Here is a 14,455-nt window from a genome sequence, read left to right as displayed (position 1 = left end):
AAACGCTTGGTTGCAGCCGCCCCCCGCAAAGGGTCAGGGGCAGGGCGACCAACCAAAGGCCACTGGGGTTGCGCTTTCACGTTCCCGGCAATGGCCCGCAGCTACAGCAAGGGCCGTTTGGTGTCAAGCATCCAGGCCAGGTGCCTTGCGGCCAGGGGTAGTGTGGGCTGTAAGATCGCCTAGGCTGCGCGCCCTGACCACGCCCCCTCTCATCCTGCCTTCCCTCAAACGGCCAATCCCAGCCCTGGTGCCCATGAACACGTCCCCCCTGAACGACCCCCCTTTGGCCCCTAGGCCTGTGCTGCCCCCCCACGGCGCCCGCCTGGCACTGCTGACTTTGACGCTTGGCACCTTCACCGTGGGGGCTGGGGAGTTCGGGATGATGAGCGTCCTGCCAAGTTTCGCCAGCGCCATGCATGTCAGCGTGGCGCGTGCTAGCGCTGCCATCACTGCCTACGCGCTTGGGGTTGTGGTGGGGGCACCGCTGCTTTCCGTTCTGGGCGCTAGGATGGGGCGGCGGGGGCTTTTGGTGCTGATGTTTGGCCTGTTCATCGCTGGCAACGCCGCCACGGTTTGGCTGGGGAGTTTTCAAGGTGTCGTGGCGGGGCGTTTCCTAGCTGGCCTGCCGCACGGCATGATATTTGGGCTTTCCGCGCTGGTGGCGGCTTCCATGGCGCCCCCTGAACGGCGTGGGCGCGCTGTGGGCAAGGCCCTTTCAGGCATTATGCTGGCCACTGTGGTGGCCGCCCCCCTGGCCACCTGGGTGGCCCAGGCTTGGGGGTGGCGCGTAGTTTACGCGGCCATCGGGCTTGGTGGGCTTCTTTGTGCCTGTGCGGCGCATGTGACGCTGCCTGCCACAGCAGGCAACCCCAGGGCCAACCCCCTGGCGGAGCTTGGCGCTTTTAAGCGCCCACAAGTCCTGCTGACCTTGCTGACAGGCGCTGTGGGTTTTGGAGGGATGTTTGGCATCTACACCTTCCTCACCACCGCCTTGGAAAACGTGACGGGACTGGGTGTTGGGGCAACCAGCCTGTGCCAGGTTCTGTGGGGTTTGGGGTTGGTGGCTGGCAATGGGGCTGCTGGCCCCTTGATTGACCGCAACCTGGACCAGACTGTGCTCCTTTCCCTGGGCGCAGGGGCAGTCCTGATGCTTAGCCTGACGCTGCTGCTACCCCATGCCGTGCCAACGGCTGTGCTGTGCCTGCTTATCCCAGCGGCCATCATCATGCTGAGCCCAGCGCTGCAAACGCGCTTGATGGATGTTGCAGGCGATGCCCAAACCATGGCCGCCGCCATGAACCATGCTGCCTTCAATGCCGCCAACGCGCTTGGTTCCTGGCTGGCCGCCCTGCTGGTTGGCGCAGGCTTTGGCTTGGGCAGCGTTGGGTGGAGCGGAGCGCTGCTCTCAAGTGGTGGGTTGCTTATCTACCTGCTGGCGTTGGGGCTGGCGCGGCGCCAAGGCGCGCCCCATGGCGGGCGGCTGGACTGAAGAAGCGGTGCCACACGCACCAACCCAGCACCAGCGCCGTCAGCCCCAGCCCTGAGGCCAGGCCGACCCAAAGCCCCGTCACCCCCCAGCCCTGCCGGAAGGCCAGCCAATGCCCAAAACCAAGGCCGAAGACGCCATAGGTGGCAATGCCCGTCAGCATGGGGCGGAGGACATCGCCACAGCCGCGCAGAATGCCTGTGCAAACAGCCTGGATGCCATCAACGATTTGGAACAATCCTGCAATGCGCAGCAGCACCACAGTGGCCGCCATGGTCCCTGCTGAAGCCGTGCCTGCAGAGTAGAACCAGTGCGCCACCACATGGGGGAAGGCCAGCAGAAGCCCCCCTGTGCAGCATGTCCACCCCACCACAAGCGCCAGGGCGGCCAGCGCGCTTTGGCCCGCTTCATGCTTGGTGCCAGCGCCAAGCCAGTAAGCCACCCTGATATTGGCAGCTTGGCTGATGGCCAAGCACACCATAAACAGCAGCGAAGCGGTGTTGAGCGCCACCTGGTGGGAGGCCAGGCTGTCCGTCCCCAGCTGGCCGGCCTCCAGGGTGGTGATTTGGAACATCAGGATCTCAGCCGCCGCTGAGGCCATCATGGGCAGGCCAAGCTTCAGAACAGCCTTGACGCTGTGCCAGCGCGGTAGGGTGGGCAGCATGACGGCGCGCAAGGGGGGGCGTGCTGCGCACAGCGCCATAAGCGCCAAGCTGATGGTCCAGCCTGTCAGCGTCGTGGCCGTGGCTGAACCAAAAAGCCCCATGCGCGGCAAGCCCCAGCGCCCATGGATGAGCGCGTCATTGAGGATGCCGTTGCACACTGCCATCATCGGCATGATCCACAGCAGCAGGCGTTCCGCCCCCAGGGCTGGCAGCGCCACGCGCCACAACCCGATAACGCAGATGTCAGGCAGGAGGGCGCGCAGCAGGATGTCGATGAAGTGGCTGCCTTGCGTGACCACGTCCGCTGGCTCATGAAGCCAGGCGAACAGGAGGCCAGACTGGCTGAGGATCCACCAGCAGGGCACGGTGATGAGAACAGCCACCGCCAAGCCAGCGCTCATCACGGCGCGCCCGTCATGCAAGGCCTCGCGCCCATGGTCAGCCGCACCCTTGCTGTGGGACAGCAGCACGCCAGCGCCCCCCAAGCACGACTGGAACGTGATCATGGTGCTCATGAAGAAGTTGTTAGAGATGCCACCCACAGCCAGCGCCGCCACACCGACACCGCCCAGAAGCATGGTGTCGGTCACGCCCATGGCCATTTCAGAAAGCTGCGACAGCGCCAGGGGCAGCGAAACGCGCACCACAGCCCCCAGATGACTGGCGAAATCTGGTGCTGGGGGTGTGTTTAGCGTGGTGGCGTTCATGGCCGTCCTCCTCTGCCCTTGGCTGGGCCTTCCCTTAAGGTTGCGACCACCGTTGGCCCGCCCCGCCTGGGGGTTGGCGTGGGCAGCGTTCCAAGATGCACCATGGCCACTGCCTGGCCCCTCATGTAAAAGACAAGGCAGCAGGACCAAGCGCCCTGGCCCACCAGGCGCACAAGGGCGCAGCCCTGAGCAGACGCGAAGGCGCCGGCCACTGCCCAGGCCCAAGGAGACGATGATGAGCACGCACGAAGCCAGCGCGGACAACGCGCTGAAACTGTGGAACACGGCCACGCGCCAGCGCGAGGTCTTCACCCCCCTCGACCCAGGCAATGTGCGTGTCTATTTTTGCGGGCCCACGGTTTATGACCGGGTTCACCTGGGCAATCTGCGTTCCATGCTGTGCGCGGACATGCTGGGCCGCGTGCTGCGGGCTTTCTACCCCCATGTGACGTTCGTGCGCAACATCACCGACATTGACGACAAGATCATCAACCGCGCCCGCGAAAACAACGAACCCATCGAGGCCCTGACGGCGCGCGCCACCAAGGCCTTCCATGAGGATTTGGTGGCGCTCAACATCATCCCCCCAGATGTGGAACCCCACGCCACAGACCACATCGCTGAGATGCTGGCGCTCATCGACCGCCTCATCCACAATGGCCACGCTTACGAAGCGGCAGGCCACGTCCTGTTTTCCGTCAGCGCTTTTGAGGGATACGGCGCCCTTTCAGGCCGCACGCCAGAGCAGCTGCTAGCAGGCGCACGGGTGGAGGTGGCTAGCTACAAGCGCGCCCCTGGCGATTTCGTCCTCTGGAAGCCTTCCCGCCCTGACGAACCTGGCTGGGAAAGCCCCTTTGGGCGCGGGCGCCCTGGCTGGCATATCGAATGCTCCGCCATGGCTGGGAAATATCTGGGGCGTAGTTTCGACATCCACGGTGGCGGCAATGACCTGATGTTCCCCCATCATGAGAATGAGCGCGCCCAGTCGCTTTGCGGCGATGGCGGCGATTTCGCCCGTTACTGGGTCCATGCCGGTATGCTGCGCGTCAATGGGGAGAAGATGTCCAAGTCCCTGGGCAATTTCCACACCATCCACGAGGCCCTTGAACGCGCCCCAGGCGAGGCCCTGCGCCTGCTTTACCTAGGCACCCATTACCAGGCCACGCTTGACTTCACTTGGGAGAAGCTGGCTGAAGCCCGCAAAACCATGGATCGCTTTTACCGCGCGCTTGACCATGCGGGCGCTGCAGGGGGTGCTGATGTGCCAAGTGACGTCATGGCGGCGCTGGCTGATGACCTCAACACCCCCTTGGCGCTGGCCAGGCTGCATGGCCTGGCTGACAAGGCCATGGGCGGCGACAGGGAAGCGGGTGCTGGCCTGCTAGCGGCTGGGAAGCTGATGGGCCTGTTCTCCATGACCCCGCAACAATGGTTCAAAGGCGATTTGGAGCAGGGTGCGGACAAAGGCGCAGAGCGCATTGAGGCCCTGGTGGCTGAGCGCACAGCAGCCAAGAAGGCCCGTGACTGGCAGCGTGCAGACGCCATCCGTGACGCCTTGGCGGCAGAGGGGGTGCTTCTTGAGGACGGCCCCCAGGGCACCACATGGCGCAAAGGCTGAAACCATGACAGGACGTGACGGCGGCGCCCCCCTCGCCCCCCTTGGGCCCCATGACCCTGTGGTCATCCTGGTGCGCCCTCAACTGGCGGAAAACATCGGTGCTGCGGCGCGCGCCATGGCCAATGGCGGGCTGTTCCACCTGCGTCTGGTGGCCCCGCGCGATGGCTGGCCGCAGGAGCGCGCCTGGCGGCTGGGCTCTGGCGCGCACCGCATCCTGGAGGAGGCCACCGTCTTCAACACGGTGGAGGAAGCCACCCAGGACCTCCAGCGGGTTTTCGCCACGTGCCCCAGGCCGCGCCATATCATCAAGCCTGTTCTGACGGCGCGCGCAGCAGCTGTGGAACTTGGCACGCTGGCCCAGCGCGGCCTGCGCAGCGGCATTCTGTTCGGGCCTGAGCGCGCCGGGCTGGATAGCGAGGACATGGCGCGCGCCGACACGCTGGTGCGCTACCCCCTCAACCCCGCCTTCATGTCGCTTAATCTAGCGCAGGCCGTAATGGTGATGGCTTATGAATGGTGGATGGCCCAGGAAAACCAGCCTGAGCGTGACCTCCAAACGCACGAGACCCGCGTGGCCACGAAGGGGGAGGTCAATAACTTCATCGCCCACTTGGTCCAGGACCTGGAGGGGACGCGCTTTTTCCGCAACGTTCAGAAAAAGCCAGGCATGACCCGCAACCTGCGCCACCTGTTCGCACGCGGCGAAATCACGGAGCAGGAGCTGCGCACCCTCCACGGCATCGTCTCCGCCTTGAAAGGGCCTGGGCAGCAAATCTCCTGCGCCCAGCCGGGGCCAGGCACACCGCTGGACCCAGGCACACCGCTGGACAATGAGAGCTGATGGACATGCACATGCCAGGCGGCAGACCCTCCTTCCACCTTCGTCACAGGCGCACAGCGTCCGCTTTGCTGACGCAAGAAAACGCCATCCCCAATGTGCGCAAGACCGGCATCCGCCACAGCTTCCTGGGGGACTTGTACCACCAGATGCTGGCCATGCGCTGGACGACCTTCATCGCCTTCATGGCGGGCATTTACCTGGCGCTGAATCTGTTCTTCGGCACAGCCTATTTCATCCTGGCGCCTGGGGGCATATCCAACATCACAGGCAACCGCGCGGCCGGGGACTTCTTCTTCAGCGTCCAGACGCTTTCCACAGTGGGTTACGGCACGGCCTCCCCCATTGGGTGGGTCGCCAACAGCATCATGACGGTGGAGGAGTTCAGCGGCATGATGTTCACCGCCGTGGCCACGGGGCTGGTGTTCGCGCGCTTCTCCCGTCCCACCGCCTGGGTGCGCTTCTCCCGCGATGTGGTAATGTGGGAGGAGCACGGCATGAAGCGCCTGGCGCTGCGCATCGGCAATCTGCGCTCCACAGCCCTGATAGACGTCACGGCCGTGATCGTCCTGGCGCGCACGGTGACCGACCCCAGCGGCAAAAAGGGCCTGGAGGTGGAGAACCTCATGCTGGAGCACGCCCATGTGCCCTTGCTGAACATCTGCCTGCCCATCATCCATGACGTGACCCCAGAAAGCCCCCTTTACGGCCTGACCATGAAGGACCTCCAGGCCCAGGACGCCGAATTCATCGTCACCCTTTCAGCCACAGACGAAGTCTCAGCGCAGACTGTGTTTGCCTGCCACACTTACAAGCCTGGCTCGCTGCGCGATGGCTATGTGTTTAAGGACATCCTGCGCCCTGGCCCAGGTGGGCACATCGTGGCTGATTTCAGGCTTTTCGACATGCTTGTGCCTGTGGAGGAGGCCAAGGCGGCCAAAACCCAGAAGGCCCGCGCCACCATCCTGCCAGACAGCGACCAGGATGCGCGTGATTTCAATGCCGGGGCGGAACTTGCCCGCGAAAGCCTGGAGCCAACCCAGTTGGAGGCCCCCCAGGCAGGCACCCCCAGCACCGTCCACCCAGAGGCCCTGCCTTCAGAGAGAAGCGGCCAGGACAGCACCAGCAGCGACCTCAGCCACCCTGAAGCTGAGGCCTGAACAAAGACCAAGCTACCTGCCCACACCCTGTGGCGCTTCAGGCTGGTGCTGGCATGGGGCCTCTTGGATCCTGCCAACACGCAAGCCTAGCCTAGGGGAGTGGTCCCAGGGGTGGTTGCCTGCCCCTTCAGCTGCGGCCAGCTTCACCAAGGCGCGCCAAAACCCGCGCACGCCCCATCAGGGGCAGGAGGGCGGCGAGCTCCGGACCGCTGTCCTCGCCTGTTAGCGCCAAGCGCAGGGGGTGGTAAAGCGCCTTGCCTTTGCGCCCGCTTTCAGCCTTGAGGGCCTCCGTCCATTCCCGCCACGTAGCGCCTGACCATGGCTCTGGCGGCAGAAGGGCTGCGGCGGCTTCCAGGAAGGGCTTCTCCCCCGCCATGGCTGGCGGCAGGAAAGCGCCTGAAACAACGTCATGCCAATGGAGGACGTCACTCTCCAGCTCCACATTGCCGCGCACAGCCAGCCAGAAATCCTCCCCAGCCCCTTCTGGCAGGAAAGCGCGCGCCGCATCATAATCAAGCGTGCGCAGCAAGTGGCGGTTGAGGCTGAGAAGCTGCCCCATGTCGAAACGCGCTGGCGAGCGTGAAATGCGGCTGATGTCGTACTGGTTTGCCAAGGCATCCTCTGGCAGCACCTGCGGGTCCACCGAACTACCAAGGGCGGCCAGGTAGTTCACCACCGCCAGGGGGGCCAGGCCGTCTTTGCGCAATGTGCCCAGCGAAAGGGCGCCTGCGCGCTTGGAGAGCTTGTGGCCCTCGCCATCCACTAGAAGCGGGAAATGACCGAAGGTGAAATGGCCTTCAGGCAGGCCCAGCGCCGCGGCGATGTCCAGCTGGACACCAGTGTTAGTCACGTGGTCCTCACCACGCAGAATATGGGTGACGGCAGTCTCCACATCATCCACCAAGGAAGCTAGGGTGTAGAGGATCGTGCCGTCAGCCCGCACCAGGATGGGGTCTGAAACAGCGGTAAGCTTCACCTGGCACGGGCCAAGGACCATGTCATCCCAGCGCCGCACAGCGCCGCTAAGCTTGAAGCGCCAGTGGGGTACCTTGCCGTTGGCTTCAGCACGGGCGCGCTGCTCTGGGGTGAGCGATAGCATCTCACGGTCATAAAGGGGCGGTTGGCCAGCCTTAAGGCGCCTTTCCCGCTTGATGGACAGTTCAAGTTCGCTCTCAAAGCAGGGGTAAAGCCTGCCTGAGGCTTTGAGGGCCTCAATCACGCGGCTGTAACGTTCAGCGCGTTCCGACTGGCGCAAGGTCTCGTCCCAATCAAGGCCAAGCCACTTCAAATCCTGCTCAATGGCGCGCACATGCGCCTCTTTCACGCGGGCGCTGTCCGTGTCATCAAAACGCAGCAGCAAACTGCCCTTGTGTTGGCGCGCGAACAACCAATTGGCCACAGCCAAACGGGCATTGCCTACATGAAGGGAGCCAGAGGGCGCAGGCGCGAAGCGCAGCTTCACGCCCTGGGCCGGACGTTCCTGGGTGCCGCTCATGGCTGGGCCTCCTTGCCTTCCTGCCCGCCAGCGCCTGCGCTGCCTGGGCGGTTATGGCGTATGATTTCAATCAGCTCGTCATCATCAAGGTCGTCTTCATCTGCCTGGCCGTCATCAGGGCCACCGGTGAAGGCTGAACGGGCGTCCACCTCGCGCTCGTCAACTAGGCGGCGCGGGTCCAGGGCGCGCCAGTCGCGCTCCATCGGGGTTGCTGGCTCCTTGGCGAAATCGTCCAGCTCCGAACTGGACTTCCAGCCATCATCGCCAGCGTTCTCCACCTCAGCGTTTTCGCCAAAGGCCATCCAGTTGCGCAAGGCCTCCTCAGCCGTGTTGCCAGGGGCGCGGCAGCGTTCCAGGCTGTCGCGCACATAGGCGCGGGCAAAGGCGTTGGCGTGGGCCAAATCGTGAAAGCCCTTAACCTCCTCCACCGTGTCATCATCGTCTGGGCTGCTGCCAGACTGGTCAATAATGCGTACTGTCCAGCCTTCAGGGGCGCCCTCCCCTTCATCAGGCGCTTTCATCTCTGAAAGGGGCAGGGGCATTTCAGGGGCCTGGGCTGCTTGGGTTGGTGGGTTGTCGCCAGCGCCAGCGGGGGTGGTGTCGGTTTTGTCGGTTGTCATGTCAATCCTGATTGCTGCCCTGGCGTGGCGCAGGGTGTTGTTTGGTTGGATGCTGCCCACGTGAAAGGCCAACCATGGAAGGCTAACAAGCCTGCCACCATTACGCCCCCATCCATGGGAAAAGCGGGAAAACGCAAAGCAAGGGGCAGGGCCTGTGGAGCACGCCTTGAGGCTATGGCGCCTTCAGCGTGCTGCTGAAAGCTTGTTGAGCAGGAACTCGCGCCCCTTTTTGACCAAAGGCCTGCCATCATAAGCCACCACATCAGCAGTAGCGTAGGTCTCCCCCCAGGTTTCTGGCAGGAAAGAGCCTGTACCCACCACGTCCAGGGGGGCTTTGGCATCGTTCATCACAACGCATTTGGCCACGGAAAAGCCACTGGAGGCAACGATCTTCACCGCCCCGAAGCCAGCTTCGTCAAGTACCTCACGCAGGCGCCAAATGGCTGCAGCTGAAACGCCAGCCCCCACCAGGTAGCGCAGCTCCTTTTCAGAGCGGTAGCGGCGCAGGGTGCCTGGTACGTGGCGTTCCAGAACCTCATAGGAGGTCTGGGGATCAAGCCCTTCAAAGTAGCGGCTGCCGTGCGTATCCAGGCGCACAGAGATCTGGCCAGCGCGCGCTTTGTCGGCAAAGCGGTTGCAGACAGCCAGGGCGTCTGTGGCTTCCTGGCCGAAATAATCAACCAGGATGGTCAGCGGCTGGTCGGGGAAGCGCTCAACAAACATCTCCGCTGCGCGCAGCGTGCTGCCTGCATAGCCCACAAGGGCGTGGGGCATAGTGCCTAACCCCTGGTTCAGCCCAAAAAAAGGCGCCGTCTGGTCGTTGGCGTTACCGATGAACCCCTTGGCCCCCTCCCGCTGAGCTGCGCGCGAACCAACAGCAGCCGCATAGGCCATCTGCTCCTGCATGGCAGCGCCAGTGCAATGGCGCGCATCCATGGCCAGGAAAGGCACATGCGGCAGGGCCATGGCCATTTGGTAGGCATTGTGGGCAGCAACGCAGGTAGGGCCTATTTTCTGCAGTAGAAGGGTCTCAAGCGGGGCGAGCTTTGAAAAACGCCCCTTGAGGTAGAACAAAGGTTCCCCAGCGCCCACCCAGGCGCCTTCTGAGTAAAGGTCGCGCACCTCCACCTGGAAGCCCTGCCGGCGCGACACGGCCTCCAGCCAACGGTGGGCCAGGCCGCACGCCGCCACCACAGGGCGGCGCAGGAACACGGCATAGGTGACATCACAATCGCCAAAGCGCTCCACGATCTCCCTGGTGCGGATGAAATAAGCATCCGTCAGGTCAAGAATGGCCTTATCGTCCTGGGCAACGGCGTTCAGCAGCGCATGGCCCGTTGGCAGGCTATCCAGCACGGGGGAGGGGGGGAAGGCCCCGTGCCCTGGGCTGCTGGAGGCGTTGGTGGAATGCGCCATCAGCTTTTCCCCCCGCTAGCCACCATGCTGGCCAAGGCCAGGGCCTGGGTGGCGTTCAGGCAAGGGTCGCAATGGCTTTCGTAACGCAGGCCAAGGTCGCTTTCCTGCAAGCCCTGCGGGCCGCCTGTGCATTCAGTGACGTCACGGCCCGTCATTTCCAGGTGGATGCCGCCAGCTGGCACACCGGCTTGGTCCAGAACGGCTTTGAAGCCTGACCACTCCTGGACGATGGCGTCAAAGGGGCGCGTCTTGACGCCACCTTGGGCAGAGATGGTGTTGGCGTGCATGGGGTCACATACCCACGTCACTGGCTGGCTAGAAGCTTTGACGGCCTCCACCAAGGAGGGCAGGAGATCGCGCACCCGCCCAGCCCCCATGCGGGCGATCAAGGTGATGCGCCCAGCCTTGCGGCCAGGGTTCAGGGTGCTGAGCAACGCCAGCAGGTCAGTGGCCGGTGTGGTTGGCCCCACTTTAATGCCAAGCGGGTTCACAAGCCCGCGCAGGAACGCCACATGGGCGCCGTCAGGTTGGCGCGTGCGGTCACCGATCCACAGGAAATGGCCGCTGGCGCCATAATAGGCACCCTGCGCCTGCCCAGGCGCCACGGGGCGGGCGAAAGCTTCCTCATAAGGCAGCAGGAGGGCCTCATGGGCGACAAAGAAACGGTCATCATTCTGGGCGCTAGCCAGGGCGCGGGCGTAGTTCATGGTCGCTGCAGCCTGGTCATAACCCTTCACCATGCGCAAGGGATCGTGGCGGCGCGCAGGCGCCTCAAAGCGGTGACTGTTGACGATGTCCCCCCGGTAGCTGGGCAGCTCCTGTCCATTGCGCCCCTCCACAGCTGAAGAGCGCGGCTTGGCGTACTGCCCAGCCAGGCGCGCCGTGCGCACCACTGGCTTGCCAAGGCCTTTTTCCACGATTTGGGCCATCTGGGCCAGCGTGTCGTAAAGGGCTCTGATGAAATCGGCGCTGAAGGCGTCAAAGCTTTCAGCGCAAGGCCCCCCCTGGAGCAGGAAGGCCTCGCCGCGCCCAGCAGCGGCGATGTGCCCTTCAAGCCGCGCGGCCTCCGGCGCCAGGACGATGGGCGGGCAGCGGCGCAGCTGCTCTTCCACCTCAGCCAGAAGGCGCTTGTCCTCATAATCTGGCACTTGCTTGACGGGGTGCGCGCGCCAGCTTCCAGGGTGCCAGGGCTGTGATGAATCGTGGTTGTTCTGTGCGTTCATGGAAGCTTCCTGAAAATTGCCTGAATTAAACTGTTCACTGCGCACGTCTGGGCATGTCTGGCGCGTGCGGTGGTTAATCGTGGTTGCAGTCAGTATAAGGTAACCCGCAACACATTACATCATTGCCAGCCAACACGCCTTACCCGCACTGTTTTCAGGAGCGCCCCATGATGCGACATCGTTTCTCTGCACCCACCCGCCTGCTGGGAACAGCTTTGCTGGGTGCTGTTTTCACCCTTCCCACTTTGCAGGGGGAAGCTGAAGCCCAGGAAGTGGAGTTCGGCGCCCCTGTGGACGCCACAGCCAACCAGCACGCCGGTGCGCCTGGCAACGCCACGGGCAACAAGCGCGGTGGTGGGGAGCACATTCATGCCCGCGGCCACAGGGCGCCCCCTAAAGGCTACCAGGAGGCCCCCTCCGTTGAGTTTGAGAACGGACCAGACCCAGACCATCTGGCCAAGCAGGAACATGACAAAATCACAGGCACTGACCTGACCCAGTTCGGCACGGCCTACACCAGCCACAACCCCATCCAGCAAGGCAATCTGGGCGATGCCACAGGCAATGGCTGGGTGGCGCCGCGCGGCAACGGCTGGTGAGGGAACGCCCCAGCCCCCGCTCTCGTGGAGTGCTGGGCCTGGTTCAGGCTGCGTTCTGCCAGCCACGCTCAGCCAGTCTGGGTTCAGTCTGCCACAACCTTGCCAGCGCTGATGAAGCGCTGGGGGGCGCGCATGGTCACGAACTCCTCAGCCATGGTGGGGTGCAGCGCCAGCACCCGGTCAAGCTGCGCCTTGGTCATTTGGTTGACCACAGCCATAGCCATGACCTGAATGATATCAGGCGAATCCTCTCCCACCATGTGCACCCCTACAATCGCCCCACTGCCTGCCAAGGCACCATCAGGGCTGCGGCCTGCTTTGACTATTAGTTTCATCAAGGCCTGGCCTGGGCGCTGGGGCACTGATTGGCTCAAGGGGGTGAAGCTTGACGTGAAAATGGCGTAATTACCGCCATCAGCTAGCGCCTCATCCTCACTTATACCCACAGTGGAGAGGGGCTCCTGGAAGAAAACGGCCTTGGGCACGGCTTTGAAATCGCGCTGGTCGCGTGGCCCAGGGCCATAGAGCGTCTCAGCCAGCATCTGCCCTTCCGCCACAGCAACAGGGGTGAGGTTGATGTGGTTGGTGACGTCGCCAATGGCGTAAATGCCAGGGACGCTGGTTTCAAAGCGCGCATTGGTGACGATGCGCCCGCGCTCCAGCGCCACGCCTGCACTTTCCAGGTTCAGCCCAGCCACGGCCGGGTGGCGGCCTGTGGCCATCAGCACACCGCCTGCCTCCAATTCAGTGCCATTGGCGAAATGCGTGACCAGCCCCGCGCCAGAGGAGGCGCGCTCAATGCGCACTGGCTCCAGCCCTGGATAAAGGGTCACGCCAGCCTGGGCCATCAGTTCCTCAAGGCGCCCCACCATTTGGCTGTCGAAGCCGCGCAGCACATGGTCCCTGCGAAAAGCCAGGGATGTTTTCACGCCAAAGCCTGCGAACACACCTGAAAACTCAACGCCTATGTAGCCAGCCCCCAAAACCAGCATGGAGGCTGGGCAGTCATCCATGGTGAACACCTGGTCTGAGGTCAGCGCCAAGTCAGCGCCGGGGATGGCCAGCCTGGTGGGGCTGCTGCCAGTGGCTACCACAACGCGCGCAGCACCGATCACCGTCACAGGGCGTTCAGGCGCAAGGGGGCTGGGGCCAACCTCAACGCGCCAACCACCACCCGCACGCGGGCCAGCCAAGGCAGCATCCCCCCTGAACAGCGCAACGCCGGCATTCTCCAGCAAACGCACATAAATCCCATCCAGGCGCTCAATCACCCTGTCTTTGGAGCGTTTGAAATCAGGCCAGCTGTGTTGCGGCAGCGTGACGTCCCAACCATAAGCGGGGCCATCTGCAATGGCTTTGCCCACCTGGACGCCATAGAACATCAGCTTTTTGGGCACGCAGCCCAGATTGACGCACGTCCCCCCCCAATGGGCGCGCTCCACAATGGCGACACGCGCCCCCAGGCTTGCGGCGATGCGCGCGCACCGCACACCACCAGAGCCTGCGCCGATGACGATGAGGTCAAACTCCCTCTCCAAAGTGGGGGTGGCGTCTGCCGCCTGACTGGAAAGCGTGCCGTTCATGGTGGTGCCTTTCACATGCTCCAAAGTGCCCCAGCCACGCGCCTTGTGCGGGGGCTGGCCTTCAGCGCTTACTCCCTAAGAGCGCCTACTCTCTAATGAGGATCTCAGCGTTCAGCGAAGGCCTTCTCAACAACGTAGGAGCCTTGCTGGCTCATATTGCCTTCCGTGAAGCCGCGCTTCTCCAGCAACGCCTTAGTGTCCGCCAGCATCTGGGGGGAGCCGCAAATCATGGCGCGGTCATGTTCGGGGTCAAGCTCTGGCAAGCCCAGGTCACGGCACATCTGGCCATTCTCAATCAGGGTGGTGATGCGGTCTTGGACAGGAAAGTCCTCACGCGTGACGGCGGGGTAGTATTTCAACTTGGCCGCCACTTCCTCCCCCAGGAACTCGTGGCGGGGCAGGTCGCTTTCAATGAAGCGGCGGTAAGCGAGCTCATCGCTTTCACGCACGGTATGGGTCAGGATGACATTGTCGTAGCGGTCGTAGCTTTCAGGATCCCTAATCAAGCTCATGAAAGGGGCCAGCCCTGTGCCCGTGGAAAACAAATAGAGGTTGCGCCCAGGCTTGAGGTTGTCCAGCAGCAAGGTGCCAACGGGCTTGCGCCCAATCAGGACGGTGTCGCCAGGCTTGACATGGCGCAGGCGTGACGTCAGCGGCCCATCCTCCACCGCGATGGAGAGGAACTCCATCTGCTCCTCATAATTGGCGGAGACGATGGAATAGGCCCGCAGCAGGGGTTTGCCGTCCACCTCAAGACCAATCATGGTGAACTGGCCGTTTTCAAAGCGCAGCCCTGAGTCGCGCGTGGTGGTGAAGCTGAACAGGCGCCGTGTCCAGTGGTGAACTTCCTTCACCGTGGCGGGGTAGAGGTGGCCATATTCCTTGGAGGGGCCAGCTAGGCGCCATTGCTTCCCGGCCTGCTCGCCCGCTTTCTCATGGTCGTGGGGCACAAGGCCCGTCAGCCCCCCGTCATGGGTGGGCATGGGGTGGGTGGAATGGGCCGGGAAAGTTCTCATGGGTGCTCTTGCAATTGCTCTGATAGCTG

12 protein-coding genes are annotated in these 14,455 nt (G+C 63.4%); 5 read left to right on the top strand and 7 right to left on the bottom strand.

Going from position 1 to position 14,455, the window contains the following annotated elements; genetic code table 11:
• The first annotated feature begins 253 nt into the window (after positions 1 to 253).
• Entirely contained in the window at positions 254 to 1,489 is a 1,236-nt protein-coding gene (locus E3E12_RS06420) for an MFS transporter (protein WP_141443571.1), read from the top strand.
• On the opposite strand, the gene E3E12_RS06415 is transcribed toward E3E12_RS06420, so the two are convergent.
• A complete protein-coding gene (locus tag E3E12_RS06415) occupies positions 1,422 to 2,858 on the bottom strand; it encodes an MATE family efflux transporter (RefSeq protein ID WP_141443570.1) in 1,437 nt (478 codons plus the stop codon). The genes E3E12_RS06420 and E3E12_RS06415 overlap by 68 nt on opposite strands.
• Positions 2,859 to 3,090: 232 nt before the next feature.
• On the opposite strand from E3E12_RS06415, the gene cysS reads away from it, so the two are divergent.
• The 3 genes from cysS to E3E12_RS06400 are packed head-to-tail and all read left to right on the top strand — an operon-like array spanning position 3,091 to position 6,474.
• Positions 3,091 to 4,476, top strand: coding sequence for a cysteine--tRNA ligase (cysS, locus tag E3E12_RS06410; RefSeq protein WP_240810460.1), 1,386 nt, complete (start codon positions 3,091 to 3,093; stop codon positions 4,474 to 4,476).
• Between the two features lie 4 nt (positions 4,477 to 4,480).
• Positions 4,481 to 5,317: an RNA methyltransferase gene (locus E3E12_RS06405; RefSeq protein ID WP_141443569.1), complete on the top strand. Its 837-nt coding sequence runs from the start codon at positions 4,481 to 4,483 to the stop codon at positions 5,315 to 5,317.
• Positions 5,317 to 6,474: an ion channel gene (locus E3E12_RS06400; protein ID WP_141443568.1), complete on the top strand. Its 1,158-nt coding sequence runs from the start codon at positions 5,317 to 5,319 to the stop codon at positions 6,472 to 6,474. Before E3E12_RS06405 ends, E3E12_RS06400 begins: the two co-directional genes overlap by 1 nt.
• Before the next feature lie 127 nt (positions 6,475 to 6,601).
• On the opposite strand, the gene gltX is transcribed toward E3E12_RS06400, so the two are convergent.
• The 4 genes from gltX to E3E12_RS06380 form a co-directional block, all read right to left on the bottom strand.
• On the bottom strand, positions 6,602 to 7,936 hold the full coding sequence (gltX, locus tag E3E12_RS06395; protein WP_141444143.1) for a glutamate--tRNA ligase: 1,335 nt from the start codon (positions 7,934 to 7,936) through the stop codon (positions 6,602 to 6,604).
• A gap of 29 nt (positions 7,937 to 7,965) precedes the next feature.
• A complete protein-coding gene (locus E3E12_RS06390) occupies positions 7,966 to 8,490 on the bottom strand; it encodes a hypothetical protein (RefSeq protein WP_141444142.1) in 525 nt (174 codons plus the stop codon).
• 282 nt (positions 8,491 to 8,772) lie between these two features.
• Entirely contained in the window at positions 8,773 to 10,005 is a 1,233-nt protein-coding gene (locus E3E12_RS06385; protein WP_240810459.1) for a beta/alpha barrel domain-containing protein, read from the bottom strand.
• Positions 10,005 to 11,228, bottom strand: a complete 1,224-nt coding sequence (locus E3E12_RS06380) for a 3-deoxy-7-phosphoheptulonate synthase class II (protein ID WP_141443567.1) — start codon at positions 11,226 to 11,228, stop codon at positions 10,005 to 10,007. Before E3E12_RS06380 ends, E3E12_RS06385 begins: the two co-directional genes overlap by 1 nt.
• A gap of 167 nt (positions 11,229 to 11,395) precedes the next feature.
• Here E3E12_RS06380 and E3E12_RS06375 point away from each other — a divergent pair, with 167 nt between their 5' ends.
• Positions 11,396 to 11,827 carry a hypothetical protein gene (locus tag E3E12_RS06375; RefSeq protein ID WP_141443566.1) on the top strand — a complete coding sequence of 144 codons (432 nt, stop codon included), beginning with the start codon at positions 11,396 to 11,398 and terminating at the stop codon, positions 11,825 to 11,827.
• 83 nt (positions 11,828 to 11,910) lie between these two features.
• Here E3E12_RS06375 and E3E12_RS06370 read toward each other — a convergent pair whose 3' ends face one another.
• Complete coding sequence (locus E3E12_RS06370; RefSeq protein WP_240810458.1) at positions 11,911 to 13,425, bottom strand: FAD-dependent oxidoreductase; 1,515 nt, start codon at positions 13,423 to 13,425, stop codon at positions 11,911 to 11,913.
• An 89-nt stretch (positions 13,426 to 13,514) separates the two neighbouring features.
• Positions 13,515 to 14,426, bottom strand: coding sequence for a ferredoxin--NADP reductase (locus tag E3E12_RS06365; protein ID WP_240810457.1), 912 nt, complete (start codon positions 14,424 to 14,426; stop codon positions 13,515 to 13,517).
• Positions 14,427 to 14,455: the final 29 nt, after the last annotated feature.

It is taken from the genome of Formicincola oecophyllae (assembly GCF_006542395.2).
GTDB classification, from domain to species: domain Bacteria; phylum Pseudomonadota; class Alphaproteobacteria; order Acetobacterales; family Acetobacteraceae; genus Formicincola; species Formicincola oecophyllae.
This window is presented reverse-complemented; position numbering and strand designations above follow the sequence as displayed.

Bases quoted from the DNA above. Each gene is read 5' to 3' on its own strand.
- E3E12_RS06420 (WP_141443571.1), top strand. From the start codon at position 254: ATGAACACGTCCCCCCTGAACGACCCCCCTTTGGCCCCTAGGCCTGTG.
- E3E12_RS06415 (WP_141443570.1), bottom strand. From the start codon at position 2,858: ATGAACGCCACCACGCTAAACACACCCCCAGCACCAGATTTCGCCAGT.
- cysS (WP_240810460.1), top strand. From the start codon at position 3,091: ATGATGAGCACGCACGAAGCCAGCGCGGACAACGCGCTGAAACTGTGG.
- E3E12_RS06405 (WP_141443569.1), top strand. From the start codon at position 4,481: ATGACAGGACGTGACGGCGGCGCCCCCCTCGCCCCCCTTGGGCCCCAT.
- E3E12_RS06400 (WP_141443568.1), top strand. From the start codon at position 5,317: ATGGACATGCACATGCCAGGCGGCAGACCCTCCTTCCACCTTCGTCAC.
- E3E12_RS06390 (WP_141444142.1), bottom strand. From the start codon at position 8,490: ATGAAAGCGCCTGATGAAGGGGAGGGCGCCCCTGAAGGCTGGACAGTA.
- E3E12_RS06385 (WP_240810459.1), bottom strand. From the start codon at position 10,005: ATGGCGCATTCCACCAACGCCTCCAGCAGCCCAGGGCACGGGGCCTTC.
- E3E12_RS06380 (WP_141443567.1), bottom strand. From the start codon at position 11,228: ATGAACGCACAGAACAACCACGATTCATCACAGCCCTGGCACCCTGGA.
- E3E12_RS06375 (WP_141443566.1), top strand. From the start codon at position 11,396: ATGATGCGACATCGTTTCTCTGCACCCACCCGCCTGCTGGGAACAGCT.
- E3E12_RS06365 (WP_240810457.1), bottom strand. From the start codon at position 14,426: ATGAGAACTTTCCCGGCCCATTCCACCCACCCCATGCCCACCCATGAC.